The sequence below is a fragment of the Saccharothrix deserti genome (assembly GCF_009769385.1).
In the GTDB taxonomy this organism is placed as follows: Bacteria; Actinomycetota; Actinomycetes; order Mycobacteriales; family Pseudonocardiaceae; genus Actinosynnema; species Actinosynnema deserti.
Window position 1 is genome coordinate 1 of record NZ_VKAB01000052.1, and the last position, 18701, is coordinate 18701.

Genomic DNA, 18701 nt, shown 5'->3' on the forward strand with positions numbered 1-18701 from the left:
CACCCGACGACGCCACTCCCACCTCGGCCAGAAGTCCCCGATCGACTACGAGAACAGCCTCACCCCAACACCCGCTACGCTGACCCCAGCCGCATAACCCCGTGTCCAACATCCGGGGTGAAGTCCCCCTGTCCCCCTTCGGCCAGATGCACGATGCGGGTCTTGGCGGCCTTGGGTTCCAACCCCAGATCGCCCAACAGGACCGTCAACCGCGCCAGCGCGGCTTCGGCCTGCTCCCGTGACTGGCACATCACCACCAGGTCATCGCAGTAGCGCACCAGCACACCGTGCTCACCCGCATCCCATACCCGGTCCAGCCGATGCAGATACGTGTTACACAGCAACGGCGATGCCGGGCCGCCCTGCGGGGTTCCGGACGCCTCACGGCGCACCACCCCGTCCTCCGGCACACCCCCGCGCAGCATCACGCGCAGCAGCTTCAGGACACCCTGGTCGCTGATGCGTTCCTCGATCACTTGCATCAACTTCTCATGCGGAATCGCCGAGAAACACTCGGCGATGTCCGTCTCGACCACCCACCGCTTGCCCTGCCACGACTCGTCAACGAGCACTTGCAGGGCGTCGTGCGCCGACCGTTTCAGGCGAAACCCGAAGCTGCACGGCAGGAAATCGGCCTCGAAGATCGGCTCGAGCACGACCTTCAGCGCGGCCTGCACGACACGGTCCCGGACCGAAGGAATCGACAGCGGACGACACTCATCCGTCCCGGGCTTGGGAATCAGCACCCGCCGGGCCGGCAACGGCCGCCACCGTCCGTTCCTCAGGTCCTCGGCCAACTCGTCCAAGAGTCGATCAATGCCGTACTCCTCGACATCGGCCAGAGTGGTTCCATCGATGCCCGGCGCACCGTCATTGCGGCGCACCGCGACCCACGCCCGCCACAGGACGTCTCTGCGATAGACCTTGTCCCGCAGCGCGTGGAACCGTCGTCCCGGATCGGCCTTGGCCGACCGGTAAAGCGCATGCTGCAAGGCACGAACCGGGTCTCTTACGGACCCCACAGCGGCGGAACTAGCCTGACCGGCACTCACCGGGCCCCTCCTTCCAGACACTGCGCACGAACGAAGCAGCGGCCCTTCCCTCACCGCAGGTTGTGTTGTCCTGCGGCTCGATCGGTACTACGACCGCCTCCGACTCCCTCCCGGCATCCGATCCACTTCCCGGTTCCACACCGGTTATAGGACGGACTTGTCCACGCCACTCGCAGTGCGCTTCGGCCGGGGAGGGCCTCCCCAGTTCCCGCTGTCACCTTCTGAACGTTCCGCGCCCTCTTACGCCGGGGAGTCCTTCGCGGCTGCACTTTCAGGATCTTCACCGCTTCCATGGCCTTCACCGTGAGCCGCACGGCTCGGCTCTCCCTCAATGTCTAACGACGCGGCAGGCTTCGCTATCCGCTACGGACCGCTCAGTTGCTTCCCCCAACGGGGCTTTTGACGCTGGGCTTCGACCCGACCCGTTTCCAGACCGAGCCGCCAGCCTGCTACCGGGCCTCCTGGCAGCTACCCGGACCGGACTCACACCGGCTGGCGACGACGAGCTTCTGATCAGGTCATGACCGCTGGACGATCACCTCCTGATCACTGGGCGCACCGGCTGGAGTATTAAGACCACATTTCATCTGAGGTTGTTGTGGGTCAGCAGATCCAACTTGACGGCTCGGCGGTAGCAGATCACCGCGCAGGCAAGTCGGGCGGATGCGGCGAAGTGGGTGGCCTTGCGCTCGTAGCGGCGCGCCAGGCGTCGGAACCGGGAACCCACTCCAGGGTGCGTTCGACTGGTCATGGACCTCGAAGACGCGGCTGCCACGCGATTCCTGACCCGCGACCGGGATGGGAAGTCCCCGCCCTGTTCGACGGCATCCTCGCCGACGCCGGCATCGAGGTCGTCCTCAGCGGCGTCCGGATCCCGCGGATGAACGCGATCAAGCGCGTGACCGGACAGGCCGAGCTCGTCCGGCCTGCCGGGCACCGGGTAGATGACGTTCATCACGGTGGTGTCCAGCATCGCCATGGAGAAGCCCACGGCCAGTACGGAGAGCTTGGCCTCCGCGGATCTCCGGTCCACCTCGAACGGCCGGTGCGGCGGGCCGGACGCCATTGTCGATCACCATTGCCCGCATCAGTTCCTCCACCAAGCGAGGACGATCAACGGCAACAATCGTGACCGCCCCCGAACCGCAGATCGACAGGCGGCACAAAACTCTAGGATTTCTACCATACATCGAGTTCACGAAACGTCCGACTTGAGGTTTATTTGATATTCCCTTCACATTGCATTGACGAGAACCCGCGTTATCGGAAAGTTCCACCGCAGGACGCCTCAACCGCCCCCGCCCGACAGCACGCCCGGGACACCCCGGTCACAGGCCTGCGGCGACGAAAACTAGTACCTTTCCCAGCCACCGTTGACACCGACGTGCCCGCCGCCGAATATCTGGCCACCGGCAATAGTCGCCAGCCGGTTCCCTGATCTTCGGAACAGGTCGCCAATTCACGGGTTGCCAAGAGAAACGGTAGACACGACATGAAGGCTCGCAGCCTGCTCGCCGTGCTCGGTACGGCGCTGCTGATCCTCGTAGCCGCCGGCCCGGCGGTCGCCACCACTGCCCCGCACCGGACCGACGTGGTGCTGGAGTGGTTCGACGTCACCGCCGAAACCCTGGCCGCCGCGCCGGATGCGGGGCCGCTGCACGCTGAGCGGGCCTGGGCGATCAGCTGGCTCGCCGCGACGCAGGCCGTCCGCGGAGTCGCTCATCCGTGGGAGGCGGCGTTCGCCGGGGCGATCCACCGGAGTCAGCACCGCGTAGTCGTTGCCCATCGTGCCGGTGAACACCCCGACCCGGTCGTCGGCGAGGGCGGCCGGAACGATGCCTGCGTCCTCCGGCGCTTCCCAGCTCAACTCCAGCATCAGCCGCTGCCGCGGGTCCATCACCGCGGCCTCGGCGGGCGCGATGCCGAAGAAGCCGGGGTCGAACCGGTCCACGTGGTCGAGGAACCCGCCCCGCAGGGCCGCGGCGGGCAGCACCGGATCGCCCGGCTCAAGCTGCTCCCACCGTCCGGGCGGTACGTCGGTCGTCGCGTCCACCCCGTCCGCCAGCAGGTGCCAGAAGGCGTCGAGCCCGTCCGCCTTGGGCACCCGGCACGCCATGCCGACCACCGCCACGAAATCGTCGGCGGGCGCGTTGTCCGGCATGCGGGGTCCCGAACCCGTGCTCAAGGCCATGCTGCGGTTCCCTTCCAGGCGTTCTGGCGGACGTTCTGACACGGAGTTGGTCACGCCGGCCACCCGGCGCGCAGCCGCCACGCGGTGAGCGCGGTGGCGAGGAGGAAGCAGGCGGCGGCGATCAGGAAGAACACGGCGGTCCCGGCGACGTTGTCGGTGGCTTCGACGAGCACCGCGCCGGCCACTGCCACGCCGGCAAGCGCACCGACCTGCCTGGTGGCGTGCATCGCGGAGACGGCGATGTTCGCGTGCCGGGGTCCGGCCGCGTCGAGCAGGACGGCGGACATGCCGGGGATGGCGAACCCGGCGCCCAGGTTGCTGATCGCCAACCCGATGCAGGAGAACACCCGTCCGCAAAGGACTCGAACCGGTGTTCTCCTGCAAGTGGACGGCCACCGCGAACAGCCGGCCGAAAACCGCGCAGTTGAGCAGGAAGCCCACCGCGGCGACGGTCGGGAAACGCCGGTCGCGCACCAGCTCGGCGGGCAGAACGGGGTGCGCCGAACGGCGTTCCCGGAGCGCGAAACCCATACCGGCGACGACCGCCGCCACCGCCGAGACGACGATCCACGGGGAGTCCCACCCTCGGATCGACCCTTCGAGGAGGGTGACGCACAGCAGCGCCAACGCGGCCAGGCCCAGCGCATGACCGGACAGGGGCTAGCGGACCCGGTCGGCCGGGTGCCGGGTCGAACACCGCGCGGGCCGCCAGGATCGCGACAACGCCGAGCGGCACGTTGACCAGGAACACCGCGCGCCAGCCGGCCAGGTCCACCAGCAGCCCGCCGACGAACGGCCCCGTCGCCATCGAGGCGGAGACCAGGGCCGCCCAGACACCGATCATCCGGGTCCGCTGGGCCGCGTCGGGGAAGGCGGAGTTCAGCAGTGCGAGCGAACTCGGCATGAACATGGCCGCACCGGCGCCTTGGAGCACGCGGGCGGCCAACAACCCGCAGGGGTGGTTGCGAGGCCCGCGATCAGGGAGGAGACGGTGAAGACGGTCAACCCGACCGTGTAGACGGACCGGGCCCCGAACCGGGTCGCCAACGCGCCACCGAGCAACAGCAGCGCGGCGAACGACAGGACGTAGCCGTTCACGAGCCACGCCGGCCCGGTGAGGCCCATGTCCAGGCTGCGCGTCACCGCGAGCCCACCGACGTTCATCACGGTGGTGTCCACCATCGCCAGGGCGGAGCCCAAGGCCGACGCGAGGAGCCGGCCGGCCGCGGACCTCCGGTCCACCTCCAGCGACCGGCGCGGCGGACCGGGCCGGCCACCTTTGCCGATCACCAGCGCGCGCATGCGTTCCTCCACGAAACGAAGGTGATCTGCGGCGACAATCACCACCGCATTCGAATCGTAGATCGATGTGCGTCCGAAAAACTCTATAAGTTCGACTACAAGGAAACCGTTGACGGTCGGCCGACTTGAGGTTCTCTTGATATTCCAATCAAACGGAACCGGCAAACCCGCACTTGTCCAACATAAGCCAGCACCTTCCCGGACCTGCGGATCGCCAATCTGTAACAGCACATCGCTGTAACGTCGACGCAACTCACCGATCACCGGGACATGCTCTTACCTGCTCGCCGGGGACGTCTACCGACCTCACCGGGCTGCGCTGGGTGATGGAGACCTCCGTGCTCAAGACCCTGGCAGGCGAGCACCGCTCGTCGAATACTGGAAGGTCCTCGCCACCGGCTACCGAGGCCGCCTGGCCGAGCTCCCCACCATCATCCACATCGTCACCGCCCTCGATCACTACCGCCTCGGCTGGTGAGGCTCTGAACAACGCTCATGGTTTCCCATCGGCAAGGTCGATGGCTTTCCCGCCTTCCCTGGTGATCTCCCTCACCGACACACTGGTAGCTCTCAACAACGCACAAAGCCGTGTTCCGTTTGAGTGACTCCACAGGTCCATCCCCTGCGACTCAAGGAGTAACAATGCGATCCAGCAGTGCGGTAATCCCCGAGGAGGGATCCGTCCGAACCCGGAAGCGGCGACGCTTCCAAAGTCTCGTGCTCCTACCCCTGGTGCTGCTCACAATGTTCAGCGCGCCCGGTATCGCCCAGGCTGCCACCTGGTGCTGGGTGACGGGAGACACTCTCAGGTCCGGCGACACCAGCTACGCCCGGGTGAAACAGCAGGCCAGCAAAACCTGGGAGGACTGGATCTGGCGCGGGCCCATCTACCAGTGCCCGCGGGGCGTCGAGCAGTGCACGTACGCCTGGGGACAGACCAAGCTGTCGGGCTGGAGGTGGAGCACCGGCGTATCGATGGACCTGGCCGGACTCAAGCTCCCCGGCACGGTGAGCGGCGATTTCGGCCGCTACGGCGAGATGAGCACGACATTCACGGCCACGGTCTACATGAAGCCGGGGCAGTACGCCCAGCCCATCCAGAAGGTGATCCGCCGGTGGCGGTCGGGTGACTTCGTAGGAGCCTTCCGGCGCACCGGTAATACGTGCAACTACAGCAGTTGGCAAAAGGGTCAGGAGTTCTACTGGGACGGGGGCTACGCGTGGGGTAGGTGGTCGGACAACCGCCGCCAGTGGGAGACCGGGGGCCACCACACCTGGTTCTGACCTGTGACGGCTGGGCCCCGGCGCGACAAGGCGACCGGGGCCCGGCCCACCACAGCCGTTGCGACGTGTGGTCGACAGCATCGTTTCCGATCCGGGAGAACCGAGTCCATGAACCTGCGCTGTTTCCGGCGCGTCGTCGTGCCGGTGTCCGGTGCCCTCCTGTGCGGCATCCTGGCGTCCTGTTCCGGCGGGAGCGAGGTGCCCGCCGCCGCCTCCACCACCGCCGCGCCGGTGGCGATCGGCCCTTCGGTTTCGGAAGACACTGCTCCGCCCAGCGTCAAGACGTTGCAGCCTTCGGCGCTGTGCGGGGCACTCGACCTGGCCGCCGCGCAGGGCGTGTCGGCCGACCTCCGGTTCTCACCCCAGGCCGCCCCCGAGGGCAGCGACGACAGCACGGCCGCGGAAGCGTGCACCTACGCCACGGACGACGGAACCGCCGTGCTGAGCCTCGCACCCACCACGCGCCCCTACGACACCGCACTCACCCTGGCCCACGAAGTCGTCCAGGACCCCGCGCTGGCCGGCATGACCGACGTGCGGGTGGAGCCGGTCACCGGGCTCGGGCAGGCCGCGTTCAGCCAAACCGGGATCGTGGTCGAACCACTACAGAACAACATCACGCATGTGGTGTGGCGCACGGATTCCGGCAGCTGGGTCCTGACCCTCGCCGAGATCGACCAGACCGATCTCGCCGGCCGACTCGTGCCACTGGCCCAGCAGATCAGCCCCCGACTACCTCGGTGAACAAGGCTACCTCCACCACGAACGACCACGCCCAGAGTCGTGATGTGAGAGTCCCTGGTCCCGCACGCGGGACCAGGGACTCTCGACGTGTGCCCGGTCTAGGGAGCCATATAGATTCTTCCGTCCCGGTCTTGCCGAGGACCCGCCGCCGGCGGACGCTTCGCTTCGAAGCAGGCGTTTGCAGGTCCGGATTCGTTGTTGCGCCGCCACCGCCGGTCTGACCCCGAGCGACGCATGGCCGGCCGAGGAGGAGATCGACGTGAATCACGACGAAGCCGAGGTCACCGGCGGCGGGCACACCGCGGAGCCGTTCCGGATCACAGGGCCGGACCGAAGCGCGCGGGGACGGTTCGTCGGTCGGTTCTGGGAACTCCTGCTCGTCGACCACGTCCTGTCCGAACTCCAAAACGGCCACGGCGGGGTGCTGTTGGTCACCGGCCGAGCCGGAATCGGCAAGACCCGCATCGTGGCGGAGCTGGTCGCCCGGGCACAGACGGGCAGCGGTTGCGTGAGCGTCGCGGTCGAGGCAGGCGGTGCTGCGCATCCTGGGCTGTGGCGCCAAGTGCTCGCCGAGCTGGCTCGCGACCACCCGGACGTGACTGGACGTGACTTGTCCACCGTGGACGCGTTGACGCTGCGGACGGCGGCTTCGGAGATAACGGAACGAGCCCGCGTGCCGATGATCGTCGTCTTGGAGGGAATCGACGCGGTTGATTCGGACGAACTATCCATAATGGACGATCTGCTGCCCGACCTCGGCGATGTGCCGCTGCTCCTCGTCCTCACCGCCACAACTCAGCGCGACGACACCCCGACACCACGACACCCGCATTGGCACGGCCACCGCAACACCACCCGCCTGGACCTCCGGCCGCTGCCCGCGGAGACCGTGCTGGAGCTGGTCGAGGCGGAGTTGCCCGGCGTGAGCCGGGAGACCGTCATGTCGATCGCGGCGGCGAGCGACGGCAATCCCGGAATCGCCCAAGAGCTGTGCGAGTGGACCCTGCATCCCAGGGAAGACGCGGACGTGTCGACCACGGCCTGGCTCACCGCCGCGCTCGCGGACACCGACGACGTCCTCGCCACGCTGGCCGCGGTCGGGGAGCCGGTGGTCGCGGGCCTGATCGGCGAAGTGCTGCGGATGGACCGCGACGGGGTCGTGGCGGTGCTGGAGGCGGCCGTCGCGACAGGGCTCGTCGTGCGTGATCACGAGGTCGATCCACGGTACCTGCTCAGCCATCCGCTCATCGGGTACGCCGCACGGGCGCTTGCCGGTCCGGAGCGGATGGCCGTGATCAACCGCCGCATCGCGCACGAGCTCGCGGATCGGCAGGAGGAGTCCCCCTCGCCGGTCCACGTGCGGATCGCGGCGCACCTGCTGGCCGCAGGCGATCACGGGCCTGGCGTCGTCCGGCACTGCCTGGACGCCGTGCGTTGGCTCATCGCCGAGAGGTCGTTCGGCGCGGCGATCGACTTCGCGACCGAAGGCCTGGCCCGCGATCCGGACCCGGAGCAGGAAAGCCACCTCCTGATGCTCGCCGGCCGGTGCGCGATCAAGTCCGGGGCTTACTCGGTCGGCCTGGCCTACCTGGAGCGCGCGATCGCGACCACTGAGGCGATGGCCGACCGGGAACTGTTCGCCCGCGCGGTCGTGGAATTCCTCGAGGCCACCCTGATCGGCCAGATAACCGTCGAGCGGCGCCCGGAGCTGCTGGTCCGGGCGCTGCGGGGCTGCCCGCCGGGCGCGGTCGCGTTGCGGGCCCGCCTTGAGGCGCAGCGCGCGTCGATGACGTGCCTCGATGACGCCCCGGGGTACCGGGTGATCGCCGAGCACGCGGTGGCGCTCGCCAGGGAGAGCGGAGATCCGGAGGCGATCGGTTTCGCGCTCGCGGTGCGTGCGGCCAACCCGATCCCCCACGAGGTCGAGGAGTACGCCCGCATCGCCGCCGAGACGAGCAGGCTGCCGGGGGCGGCAGCCTGGGGCGCGCTGCCGGCGATGGTGTACTCGGCGATGGCCACCGGGCGGCGGGAGACGCTCGACACCGCGATGAACACGGCGGCAGGGCTCCCGGCAGCGCCCGGCGACCGGTTCATCCACACCCGTCACGCCGAGTTCGCCGCCGGTCGGGCGATCCTCGACGCCGAGGAAGCGGACCTGGTCCACGCACTGCGGCGGTTGACGGCCGAAGCGCCGTCGATCGCGTCCTTCGTGGCACCGGCCGCCACCGGGCTCTGGCGCGCGCACACCGGCCGGGCGTTGCCGCCGGCGGCCACACCACCCGCCCTGCGCCCCGACCTTCCAGGGCACATCACCTCGCTGGTGACGGCGGTGGACTACCTGATGCCCGCCGAGTCCGCCGACCCGGTGGCGCACCGACGGTTGAAAGACCTGGTCGCGCGCCTGCCCGACCCGACCCGGCTGCCCCGCGACTTCACCTGGTCGACCTGGCAGGCCGTCACCGCCCGCGTAGGCGTGCTGCTCGGCGACGCCGACCGGTGCCGTCGGGCGGTCGGGCAACTGGGGTCCTTCCTCGACCAGTTCGTCGTGCTGGGCACGGCCCTGCCCGTCGGGCCGGTCGGCTGGTTCCTCGCCGATCCACTGTCCCTGCTCGGCCGCACCGAGGAGGCACTGGACGCCAACACCCGGGCCGAACGGATCAGCCGCGACCTGCACAGCCGGGGCTGGGTGGCGCGCTGCCTGATCCAACGCGGACACCTGCTGCGCGGGCTGGACCCGGCCGCCGCGGCGGACGCGGCGGCCGAGGCACGGCAGGCCGCGCGCGAGATCGGCATGACATCGCTCGTCGAGCAGACCGGGAAGCTGCTGGTCGGGATCCGCGCGGACATCGCCGATCCGGCCGTCGGCCCGGTCGGCCATCGGACGGACGCTCGGGAGCCGGCGGCCGGTCCGGTCAACGAGCCGGGCGTCGCGGGCGGGTCTGCGATTCTCCTGGCCGCCGGACTCAGCCTGGAGGACATCGACCTCATCCAGTACGCCGCGGCCGGGAACACCAACGCGCAGATCGCGAAAATCCTGCACCTGAGCGTGCCGACGATCGAGCGGCGACTGACGAACGTGTACCGGCGGCTCGGCGTGCGCAACCGGGCCCAGGCCGTGAGCCTCGTCGCTCGCGGCCCGGGCCGGTGACTGCGGTGGACCTCGGGTCTGGAACGGAACGGTGACGCAGGCCGGGCGCACACCCGCCCTGCCGGCGTGGCCGGCCCCGGTGCGGGAGAACGCGAACACGCACCCGGTATCGATCGACCGCTCCTGCCGGCACACCGGTCGAGGCGGCGGTTCCAGGACCTTTGTGGACGGTCCACCGACATCCGTCCGTCGGACGAACCGGACGTCAGCGCGTCGCGTCGGCGACCACAGCCGCCACCAGCACCTGGGCACGTGCCCGCTGGTCGCGTTGAACCGGGCGTCCGGCCCAACAGCACACCACGGCTCACGCCTGCCGATCGACCACCGCGCGCAGGGCATCGGCGAGCTCGGCGCGCCGGCGCACCCTGAGCTTCCGGTAGGTGTTGGTCAGGTGCTTCTCCACCGCGCGCGACGTGACCGAGAGTTCGTCGGCGATCTCCTGATTGGACCGTCCATCGACCGCGAGCATCGCGACCTTGCGCTCCGCGGGCGTCAGCCGCGGTGCGGACTGCACCGCCGCGCCGTCGAGGGCACGGCGAGCACGCTCCGCGATCACCGTCGCCCCGCACTCCGCCGCGACGTCCAGGCACCGTTGCCACACATCGGCGCGGGCCGACATCTCGGCCCACAGCCGGAGCGCCCGGGCGAGTTCCAGCTTGTCCGAGGAGCCCTCCAGCACGCCGACCGCCCGCCGGGCGAGCTCGACGCCGTGCCGCTTTCCGGACAGCTTCGCGAGCACGCGCCACGCCCGCCCCACGCCGCTGGGTGCGCCCCACTCCTGGGCGATAAGCCGTTCCTCCTCGGCCAGTTCGAGGGCGCTGTCGGTGTCGCCGAGCCGGTGCTTGATCAACGCGAGCGAGCTGCGCCAGGGGAACAGCACGGGGTTGCGCCAGCCGGAGCGGTCGAGCCTCGCGCCGTGTTCGGACAACACCGCCGCGGCGGAGGGCAGGTCACCGCGCGACATCGCCGCCGAACTGCGGAGCATCCTCAGCACCGCGGCCAGGAACGGGTTCACGGGTTGGTCCTCGAACGCGCCGAGCAACCGGTCGGTCAGCACCGGATCGCCCAGTTGCAATGCCACCGACCCGGACACGATCGCCGTCGCGGACCCGATCGTGTTCCAGTCCAGCGCGCCCATCTGGAACGCGTCGGCCGCGGCCCGGGTCGCCTCTGCGAGCCGTCCGGTCCGGAGGTGCACCAGCGACTGCTCGGTGCGGATCAGGGTCTGCGCGACCAGGTCGCTGCGGCTTCGCGCCATGCCGAGCGCCTCGTCCAGCCATCCCGTCACGACGCCGGGCGAGTCGGTCGCGACCAGTACCGCAACCAGCAGTGGGGTGGCAGTGTGCACGTGGTCGGGTAAAGGCAGCTCCTGCGCCAGCACCCGTTCCGCGAGGTGCGCCAACTCGGCGGCCGGCCGCCGAGCGGACAGCATCGCGCCGTGCAGCAGCACGGTGAGCAATTCACGATCGGCACCGGTCGCCATCGGCGGTTCCGCGCCCATGGCCGCCAACCGCGCCAGGGTGATGCCGAGTTCGGATGCCTCCGTGTCGGCGACGTACCTCACCCTGGCCTCGATGCGCAGCGCCAGCTCGCGGTCGACACCTTCCAGGTGATCGGGGTCGCCCAGTTCGTCGCCGATGCCGCGGAGCATCCCGACCACCTGTTCGGGCGCGCCGCCGAGCACGACCGGAGCGAGCCGGATGGCCGCCGCCGCGCGGTCACGCGGCCGGTCGAGCAGCGCGGTCGCATAGGTGATGTGCCGCACCGCGGCGTGCAGGTCGAAGCCCCGCTCGACGGTCGCCAGGTCGACCAGCACCCTCGCCCTGTCCTCACCGTCGACGGAGCTGTCCAGCAGGGCTCGGCGCAGGTAGCGCGCCGCGACCTCGTTGGCCCCGCTGCGCACGGCGTTGTCGGCGGCGACGCGCAGCACCTCCACGGTCCACTGGCCTTGCGGGGTGGTGATGCCGAGCAGTTGCGCGGCCACCTGTTCGGCGGGCCAGCCGTGATCGTGCAGCAGCCGCACCGCACGCAGCTGCGCGTCCTCCCGCTCGGCGACGGTCATCATCTCCTCGACCGCCTCACGCGCGGTGGAGTGGGCGAACCGATCGCCCGCGACCAGGCCGAGTTTCCGCAGGACGGACAGCGCGTCGGCGGTGGCCACGCCGTCGAGCCCCGCCAACGCGCCCGCGACCGCCAGGTCGCCGCACTCGGCCAACACGGCCAGCGCCTTGGCCAGCGCCTGGACGGGTTCCGGCTGCGTCCGCAGGCAGGCGATGAAGCGGTCACGTGACCGAGCGGGCCGAAGCGCGCGCACCACGTCGGCCTGGGCCGCGACCGGGGCCTGACCGCCGAGCGCCCACTCCAGGGCCAACGCGGTGAGCAGCATCGGGTTGCCGGCGGTGGCCTCATGGCACGCGAGCGCGAACTCCGGGTCGCACTCGGGCCCCAGCCGTTCCCGCAGCAGCGCCGCCGAGCCCGCCGACGACAGGAGGCACGGGCGCAGCTGGTGCACGGTCTCCGCGGTCGTGGTGAGCGCGCACCGGTCGGCAGACGGCTCACCCTCACGTACGGTCCCCACGAACACGACGCGCGCGGGCCTGGACCCGATCCACTTCCCGAGGTCCTTGAGCAGGCGGGCTGACATGTCGTCGACCCACTGCAGGTCGTCGACGAGCACCAACACCGGCTCGTCCCGGAAGATGTTGCGCGCCAGGGCCGTCATCCCGAACAGCAGCAGCCGCTGTCTGTCCACCGCGCCGGGCGGCTGGTCGAACCCGTCGGCTTCGAAGAAGGGGCGGGCCAGCGCCGCGGCTCCGCGCCAGACGTGTTCGTCCGCCGCCGCCACCGCCGGTTCGAGCAGCTGACGGACGACACCGAACGCGAAATCGCGCTCGAAGGGCGAGGCCGCCGCGCGCAACACGTGGCAGCCGGCGGCCTCGGGCAGCCGGGCGAGGGCATGCAGCAGCGCGGTCTTGCCGTTGCCGAGCGGCCCGCCGATGAGGATCACGCCGCCGGTGCCGGCCGAGGCCAGCCGGAGGGCACGGCTCACCGTGGCCAGTTCGTCATCGCGTTCGACCAGCACTCCGCGTCCGTCTCCCTTCCAGGCCGCCGGGCACCCAGCCGAGATCTCGGGCCCGGGCGACCAAGTGGTTCGCATGGTGGATCAACGCGATCTCCGCGGCTTCCCGCACCAGCGGTGCGGCCTCCGCGGGGTCGCCCGCCGCGGCGAGTTCGAGCAGGGCCGTCGCGTAGCGGACGCGCATCGGTGAATCCCTGAGCAGCCGGACCGCGGCGCGCCGGTGCTCGTGGGCGTGGTCGCCGGTCAGCACCAGCGCGCTGCCCAGGTGTGCGTTCCCCAGCGTGCTCGGCGCTCCCCACCGGCGCGCGAGTTCCCGTTCCTCGGCGACGAGCCGAACGGCGCGTTCGGTGTCACCGGTCATCCGCAGCGAGATCGCCGCGACCGTCCGCCAGGCGAGCAGGGCCGGGTTGCCCCACCGCCGGGCGAGCAGGCGGCGCCCGCACTCCAGGGACCGCGCCGCGGCGGTCCCGGCGTCACCGCTCACCAGGGCGAGCAGGCCGCGGGAGAACGTCAGGTGCGTCGCTCCGAAGCCGTTGACCCCGCCTTCGGGTGGCACGCTCGCGGATAGTGCCTCCGCGCGCTCGACCAGTCCGCGTTCCAGGCTCAGCAGCATGTCCAGGGCCACGATGACCACCCGCGCCGCGGGATGCCAACTCGACCGCGGCAGTTCCACCCCGGCCCGCTCCAGATCGGCGGTGGCGTCCTCGATCCACCCACGCCGCGCCTTCACCTTGGCCCGCGCGACCAAGGCGAAGCTCGCGACCGCGGTCAACCCCCGCCTGCGTGCCTCGGTCACCACCGCGTCGAGGCCGGCCGTCGCCTCGTCGACGTCGTCGGTCAGCATCAACGCGCGACATGCCTGGACGCGGGGGATCAACAGGGCGGGTCTGCCCGTCAACGCGGCTCTGGCCAGCGTGCGGGTGCGTGCCAGGTCGGTGCCGAGCGCCGCGCACCGCCACGCCGCCGCGCCCGCTCGCGCGGGGTCCTCGGGTGCGTCCGGCAGCTCCGGCACTTCGAGCACGCCCAGCCCCGGCTCCTCGTGCGGCGCGTCGTCGGCGAGCCAGTACAGCGCGGCGAAGCTGTGCCGTTGGACACCGGTGGCGTACACCGCGCTGAAGGTGCGTCGGGCCAGGGCGCTGTCGCCACGCGTGAGAAGTTGCTCGGCGGCGTCGGTCCGCGCGGCGGCGACCCCGGTCAGCGGCGGTTCCAGCAGCAACCGGGCCAGCCTGCGGTCACCGGTCTCCGGCGCGTGGACGCCTTCGGTTACCGCCAGTTCCACGATCAGCCCAGCCCGCTCGGCCGGTTCGAGGGGTTCGCGCAGCGCTCGCTCCAGGTGGCGGGCCGCCTCCCACGTCCGGCCGCGTTCGCGTTCGCGTTTCGCGGCGGTGCGCAGCAGGGGCACCACCCACGGCTCACCCGACGGCGGCGCGCCCGCGAGGAGCCTCGCCACGGCCTCTTCCGCGACCGCGCTCCGGTAGCCCAGCAGCGCGGCACGGGCGAACAGCTCCGCCCGCCGCGACTGGGGAATTCCGGACAGCACCTGACCCGCGCCGACCCCGGCCACCAGCACGGGCCGTTCCCTGGACGTGATCAGCCCGGTGTTGACCAGCAGTTCGAGGGCACGGGTCGGAGTAAACGCCCGCACGGGCGCCAACGCGTGCACTAGATCGAGATCGAATTCCGGACGGCAGATCGCGATGACCCTCAGCAGCTCGACCACCTCGGCGGGCAACGTGTGCAGCGCCCACACCACGGCCTCACCGATCGTGTCCACCGTGTGCTCGATCAGGTCTGGCACGTGCTCCGCACGCGGCGCCAGTCCGGCCGCGGCCAGCCTGTTGAGCACCGAGCGGAGCACCGCGGGCCTGCCCTGGGTGCACCGGGCAGCCGCCTCCAGGAACTCCGGGTCGGCCTGCTCCCGGAACCGCGCGGCGACCAGCTCCGCGATGGCGGCGGCGCCCAACGGCCGCAGCGTCAGCACGGTCGCGCCGTCCAGGACGGGGCGCACCCCGTCGGACGCGACAACGATCATGACCGCGGCCTCACCGCCACGCCGCGCCAGACCGGCGAGCCAGGTCCTCGACGCGTCGTCGATCCACTGCGCGTCGTCCACCACCAGCAGCAGCGGCGTGGCCCTCGCGGTTTCGAGGAGCAACGCCGCGGCCGCCGACAGTCGCCGCGCCCTCGCAGGCGCCCTACCATTCAAACCGGCCAGCAGGTCGTACACGACGCGGTGCTCCCGCTCGAACTCGCCGAGGGAGCCGCGCGCGGTCAGCACCGTCGCCCCGGCCCGCTCTCCCGTCGCGGCCACGTATCGCAGCACGACGCTCCGGCCGACGCCGGTGGGGCCGACGACCTCGAACTGCGCCGAGTCGCCACCGGTCAGCGCCTGAACCGCCGTCCCCAGAACCGCGAGCTCGGCGTCGTGCTCGACGGTCACGGACCACCCCTTCCGAACTGTCCGACCAGCTCCGCCCGCGTCTGCACACCCAGCTTGCGGTAGGCGTTGGACAGGTGGCTTTCGACCGTGCGCACGGTGACGAACAGCGCGTCCGCGATCTCCCGGTTGGTCCGGCCGTCGGCGGCCAGTGCCGCGACTCGGTGTTCACTGCGTGTGAGTGCGTCCACCGGCGTCGCGCTCACCTCTGCCATCCGGCCGCCCGCGAGGTCGAGTCCGGCTCTGGCGACCTGTGCGGCCGAGACGTCACCGCAGCTCACCGCGAGCTCGACGGCCGTCCGGAAGCTCTTGCGGGCGGCCTTGTCATGTCCGTCGGTCAGCAGCGCGTGGCCGAGCGCCGTGCGCGCCACGATCTCGTAGGGGCGGGAGTAGGAGGCCGCGAGCTCGCGGACCGCCTCCTCCAGCGTGGCCGCCTTCCCCTGGCCGGACGTGATCAGCCCCGTGGCCAGCAGCGCGTACCCGCGGGCGGCCGGAGTGTCCCAGCGCACGGCCCACTCCGTGCCGCGCTCCACCAGGTCGACCGCGGCGGCCGGTCGCCCGAGGTCGGCGAGCACCATGGTCGCCTCCAGCCACCACGGGGCCAGCACCGGGTTCCGCACGCCCATCCCGTCGAGCTCCCGGCCGTACCGGAGCAGCACATCGAGCGCGCCCTCGCGGTCATCGGCGTCGGACAGCAGTCGGGCGTGGGTGATCATCAGCGTCCCGTATTCGCTCACGCTGCGCGGGGTTCCCCCCAGGGTGAACATCGCCGCCGCACGGGAGCTGTCGCCCCGTCGGATGAGCACCGAGGCGAGAGTCCTCCTCGTCCACTCCTGCTCGGTGACCCACCCGGCCTCTTCCGCGATGCTGAGCGCGCCTTCGGCGTCCGTTTCCGCGTCCTTCAGGTCGCCCGAGTCCAGCCGGAGGCACGCGCGAATGTTGAGTGCCACGTGGTGGACGCACGGGTCGGCACGCCGCGAGGTGGCGTCGAGCACCCCGTCCAGCACGGCGAGGGCGTCGTCCGGTGCGCCGGCGAGGTGGAGCACCTGTGCCAAGGGCAGGTCCCACAAGTCATACAGGTCGGTCCGGCGGGCCACGCCTACCGCGGCCAGTTCGAGTGCCCGTCGCGCCGAGCCGCCGGACAGCATCTCGACGCGGGCCAACTGGTGCGCCAGCCGCCGCGCGGCCGCCGTCCGACCGGTCGGCACGGCGGTCGCCCGCCCGCGGACCAGCGCTTCGGCGGTCGTGTCGGGATGACCGATGCCGATCAAGAGCACGGTCGACTCGACCAGCAGCCGCAGCTCGCTGTCCGCGTCGGCGGGCAGGTCGCGCAGCGAGTCCGTCAACACGGGAAACGCCTCGTCCGGCCGTCGCTGCGCCAGCGCGACGAGGGCATACACGACCGCGAGGGACGCCCGTGCGACCGGGTCGGCTAGTTCCGCCAGCGCCTCGGCGAACACGGGCAGCGCGGCCTCGGGATCCGTCCGGGTGAGCGCCATGGCCAAGTCGACCCGCACCTCGACCGGTGCGATCCCTGAGGCCACCACCCGGCTCAGGTACCGCGCGGCGACGTCCGGCGCGCCGGCGGCGGCGGCCGACTGGGCGGCCTCGCGCAGCACGGACACCATCCACGGCTCGGTCGGCTCCGGCACCGACACGAGCAGGCGAGCGATCTCCCGAACGGGACGCCCCCCGTCGGCCAGCAACCGTGCCGCGCGGACCCGCAGAGCACCCAGCTCCGCCCTGTCCATCACGCTGAGCACGGTGTCGGGCAGGTGGTCGATGCGGAAATCCCGGCCGTCCGGCGTGAGCACCCGGAAGTCCAAGAGTGCGGTACGCGCCGCCGACATGGCCCCCGTCGAGTGACCGAACAACGCTCCGACGGTCTCCGGAGAGGCGGCGGTGCCCAACAGCGCCACGCCGGAGGCGTACTGCCGCACCGGCTCGCTCTGCTCCGACAGCCACGCTCCCGTACAGGCGATCCCCCACGCGCTACCCACCTCGCGCACCCGGTCGACCGCCGAGGCGTCGGGCGACAGGCCCTCGACCCGCAGTCGCACCAGCAGCTCGGCGACGACTCCGGGGAAGCCGAGGGTCACCTCCATGCAGACGGCCAGGAAGCCGTCGTCGGGAGTGGCGCCCAGTTCGCGGCCCAAGTACTCGCCGACGTGTTCCGCCGACAGCGGCCGGACGTCGAGGACCGTGGTGTGGAGCAAGCCGGCGAGGTCCGCGAACAGCACCTCGCCCACACCGCGCACGCCGCTCGGAACGGCCAGCACGACCAGGAGCGGCAGGTCCGCCGCGCGCCGGGCCAGGAAGTCGAGCCACCGCGCGCTGGCAGGGTCGCACCGGTGCGCATCGTCCAGCACGAGCACCAGTGGCCGGTCCGCGGCGAGGCGCACCACGCGCCGGTACAGGGCGTACGACACCGAGTAGTCGTCCGACCGAAGCGTCACGGACTCGCCACGCAGAATTCCGTCGGCCCGCGCACCGAACAGGCCCCGCACCGCGGCGAAGGCCTCCTCACGGACAGTGCAGGCGGTGTGCAGCACCGTCACGTCGTCGGAGAGCGACTCGCGGGCGAGGTCGAGCACGGTCGACTTGCCGACGCCCGGAGCGCCTTCGACGATGAGCAGGCCGGGGTTGCCGAGCGCCGCCTCGCGGACGCGGGCGACGATGCCGGCGACCTCGTCCTCGCGGCCGACCGGTCGTTGGACGACCGTGGTGTCGTGTTCCATGTGTCGTGCTCCCCCGTTCCTGGCTCGTCGTGCCGGGTCTACCACCCGGTCAGCTCCCGGTGTTCGACAGCGCCGGTCGAGCGGCTGGTCCGGGCAGTGGCGTCAACGCGTCGCCGCCGTCGAGCAGTGCCAAGGCGACGCGCGATGCCAAGGGGACCATCGCTGGTGCACGTGGCGGTCCCGCCGTAGCCGACGAGGCCGAGCGTCGCCCCGTGCGCATCGACCGAGGAAACCATCCACCGGAAATGCATTTCCCCCTCGCCGCGACACCTGGAGTCCACACCGGACTCGAGGATCCGGCGGACGGTTCGGCGCCGGGTAGTCCCTCCGCGACAGGGCGACCCGCCGTTGTCCGGAAAGGACTCCACTCCGACACTCCGTTCGGGCAATTGGAACGACGTACCGCATCCGCACACACTAGACGCCGCCAGGCCAGTGACCTCGCGGGCTTGAGGTTTACTTAAGGTGAGTGTCCGATGCGCACAGCGTAACGTGAAGGGGTTCGACCGGGTCGCCGCGAGGAGGTACCAGGAGGTCGCTCCGACGTGCCGGTACGGGTAACAGCCGAACCCGAAACCGGTGTCGATCGGACTGCCGGCGGCGACCACACCCGCCCGTGCGGGCAGCGCCCTCCCGCCGAAGGTCTGGCCGGCACCGAGGAGTTCCTGTGCCGACTCGAAACATCCCGGACATACCCAGGACATCACCACCAAGGTCTGGGACTTC

11 protein-coding genes and 1 pseudogene are annotated in these 18701 nt (G+C 70.8%); 3 read left to right on the top strand and 9 right to left on the bottom strand.

Annotated elements, in window-relative coordinates; genetic code table 11:
• Positions 1 to 74: 74 nt before the first annotated feature.
• From ltrA to FM051_RS44360, 6 genes and pseudogenes are all read right to left on the bottom strand, one after another.
• On the bottom strand, positions 75 to 1052 hold the full coding sequence (gene ltrA / locus FM051_RS44340; protein WP_158853106.1) for a group II intron reverse transcriptase/maturase: 978 nt from the start codon (positions 1050 to 1052) through the stop codon (positions 75 to 77).
• 583 nt (positions 1053 to 1635) lie between these two features.
• Positions 1636 to 2118 carry a hypothetical protein gene (locus FM051_RS44345; RefSeq protein ID WP_158853107.1) on the bottom strand — a complete coding sequence of 161 codons (483 nt, stop codon included), beginning with the start codon at positions 2116 to 2118 and terminating at the stop codon, positions 1636 to 1638.
• A 393-nt stretch (positions 2119 to 2511) separates the two neighbouring features.
• On the bottom strand, positions 2512 to 3243 hold the full coding sequence (locus tag FM051_RS44350; RefSeq protein WP_158853108.1) for a beta-ketoacyl [acyl carrier protein] synthase domain-containing protein: 732 nt from the start codon (positions 3241 to 3243) through the stop codon (positions 2512 to 2514).
• 50 nt (positions 3244 to 3293) lie between these two features.
• Entirely contained in the window at positions 3294 to 3572 is a 279-nt protein-coding gene (locus FM051_RS52585; RefSeq protein WP_238413108.1) for a hypothetical protein, read from the bottom strand.
• Between the two features lie 392 nt (positions 3573 to 3964).
• Positions 3965 to 4153: pseudogene (locus tag FM051_RS54230) on the bottom strand (MFS transporter); the annotation flags it as partial.
• Entirely contained in the window at positions 4123 to 4809 is a 687-nt protein-coding gene (locus FM051_RS44360) for an MFS transporter (protein ID WP_158853110.1), read from the bottom strand. The pseudogene FM051_RS54230 and the gene FM051_RS44360, both read right to left, overlap by 31 nt.
• A 525-nt stretch (positions 4810 to 5334) precedes the next feature.
• Between FM051_RS44360 and FM051_RS44365 the strand changes: the two genes are divergently transcribed.
• The 3 genes from FM051_RS44365 to FM051_RS44375 all read left to right on the top strand — a co-directional run bounded on the left by FM051_RS44365 (position 5335) and on the right by FM051_RS44375 (position 9721).
• Positions 5335 to 5829: a hypothetical protein gene (locus FM051_RS44365; protein ID WP_158853111.1), complete on the top strand. Its 495-nt coding sequence runs from the start codon at positions 5335 to 5337 to the stop codon at positions 5827 to 5829.
• A gap of 108 nt (positions 5830 to 5937) precedes the next feature.
• Positions 5938 to 6573 carry a hypothetical protein gene (locus FM051_RS44370; protein WP_158853112.1) on the top strand — a complete coding sequence of 212 codons (636 nt, stop codon included), beginning with the start codon at positions 5938 to 5940 and terminating at the stop codon, positions 6571 to 6573.
• 259 nt (positions 6574 to 6832) lie between these two features.
• Positions 6833 to 9721 (top strand): helix-turn-helix transcriptional regulator, encoded by a 2889-nt coding sequence (locus FM051_RS44375; RefSeq protein ID WP_158853113.1) that lies wholly within the window; start codon positions 6833 to 6835, stop codon positions 9719 to 9721.
• Positions 9722 to 10025: 304 nt separating this feature from the next.
• Here FM051_RS44375 and FM051_RS44380 read toward each other — a convergent pair whose 3' ends face one another.
• From FM051_RS44380 to FM051_RS44390, 3 genes are read right to left on the bottom strand one after another with little or no spacing between them, the layout of a single operon-like run.
• On the bottom strand, positions 10026 to 12803 hold the full coding sequence (locus tag FM051_RS44380) for an AAA family ATPase (RefSeq protein ID WP_158853114.1): 2778 nt from the start codon (positions 12801 to 12803) through the stop codon (positions 10026 to 10028).
• The gene (locus FM051_RS44385) at positions 12784 to 15240 is read right to left on the bottom strand and encodes an ATP-binding protein (RefSeq protein ID WP_158853115.1); all 2457 of its coding nucleotides are present in this window, start codon (positions 15238 to 15240) and stop codon (positions 12784 to 12786) included. The genes FM051_RS44380 and FM051_RS44385 overlap by 20 nt, the downstream gene beginning before the upstream one ends.
• A complete protein-coding gene (locus tag FM051_RS44390) occupies positions 15237 to 17975 on the bottom strand; it encodes a helix-turn-helix transcriptional regulator (RefSeq protein ID WP_158853116.1) in 2739 nt (912 codons plus the stop codon). Before FM051_RS44390 ends, FM051_RS44385 begins: the two co-directional genes overlap by 4 nt.
• Between the last annotated feature and the right edge of the window lie 726 nt (positions 17976 to 18701).

What these genes read in the sequence shown, in the direction of transcription:
- FM051_RS44350 (WP_158853108.1), bottom strand. Translation starts at nt 3,243, where the DNA reads ATGGCCTTGAGCACGGGTTCGGGACCCCGCATGCCGGACAACGCGCCC.
- FM051_RS44345 (WP_158853107.1), bottom strand. Translation starts at nt 2,118, where the DNA reads ATGGCGTCCGGCCCGCCGCACCGGCCGTTCGAGGTGGACCGGAGATCC.
- FM051_RS44370 (WP_158853112.1), top strand. Translation starts at nt 5,938, where the DNA reads ATGAACCTGCGCTGTTTCCGGCGCGTCGTCGTGCCGGTGTCCGGTGCC.
- FM051_RS44390 (WP_158853116.1), bottom strand. Translation starts at nt 17,975, where the DNA reads ATGGAACACGACACCACGGTCGTCCAACGACCGGTCGGCCGCGAGGAC.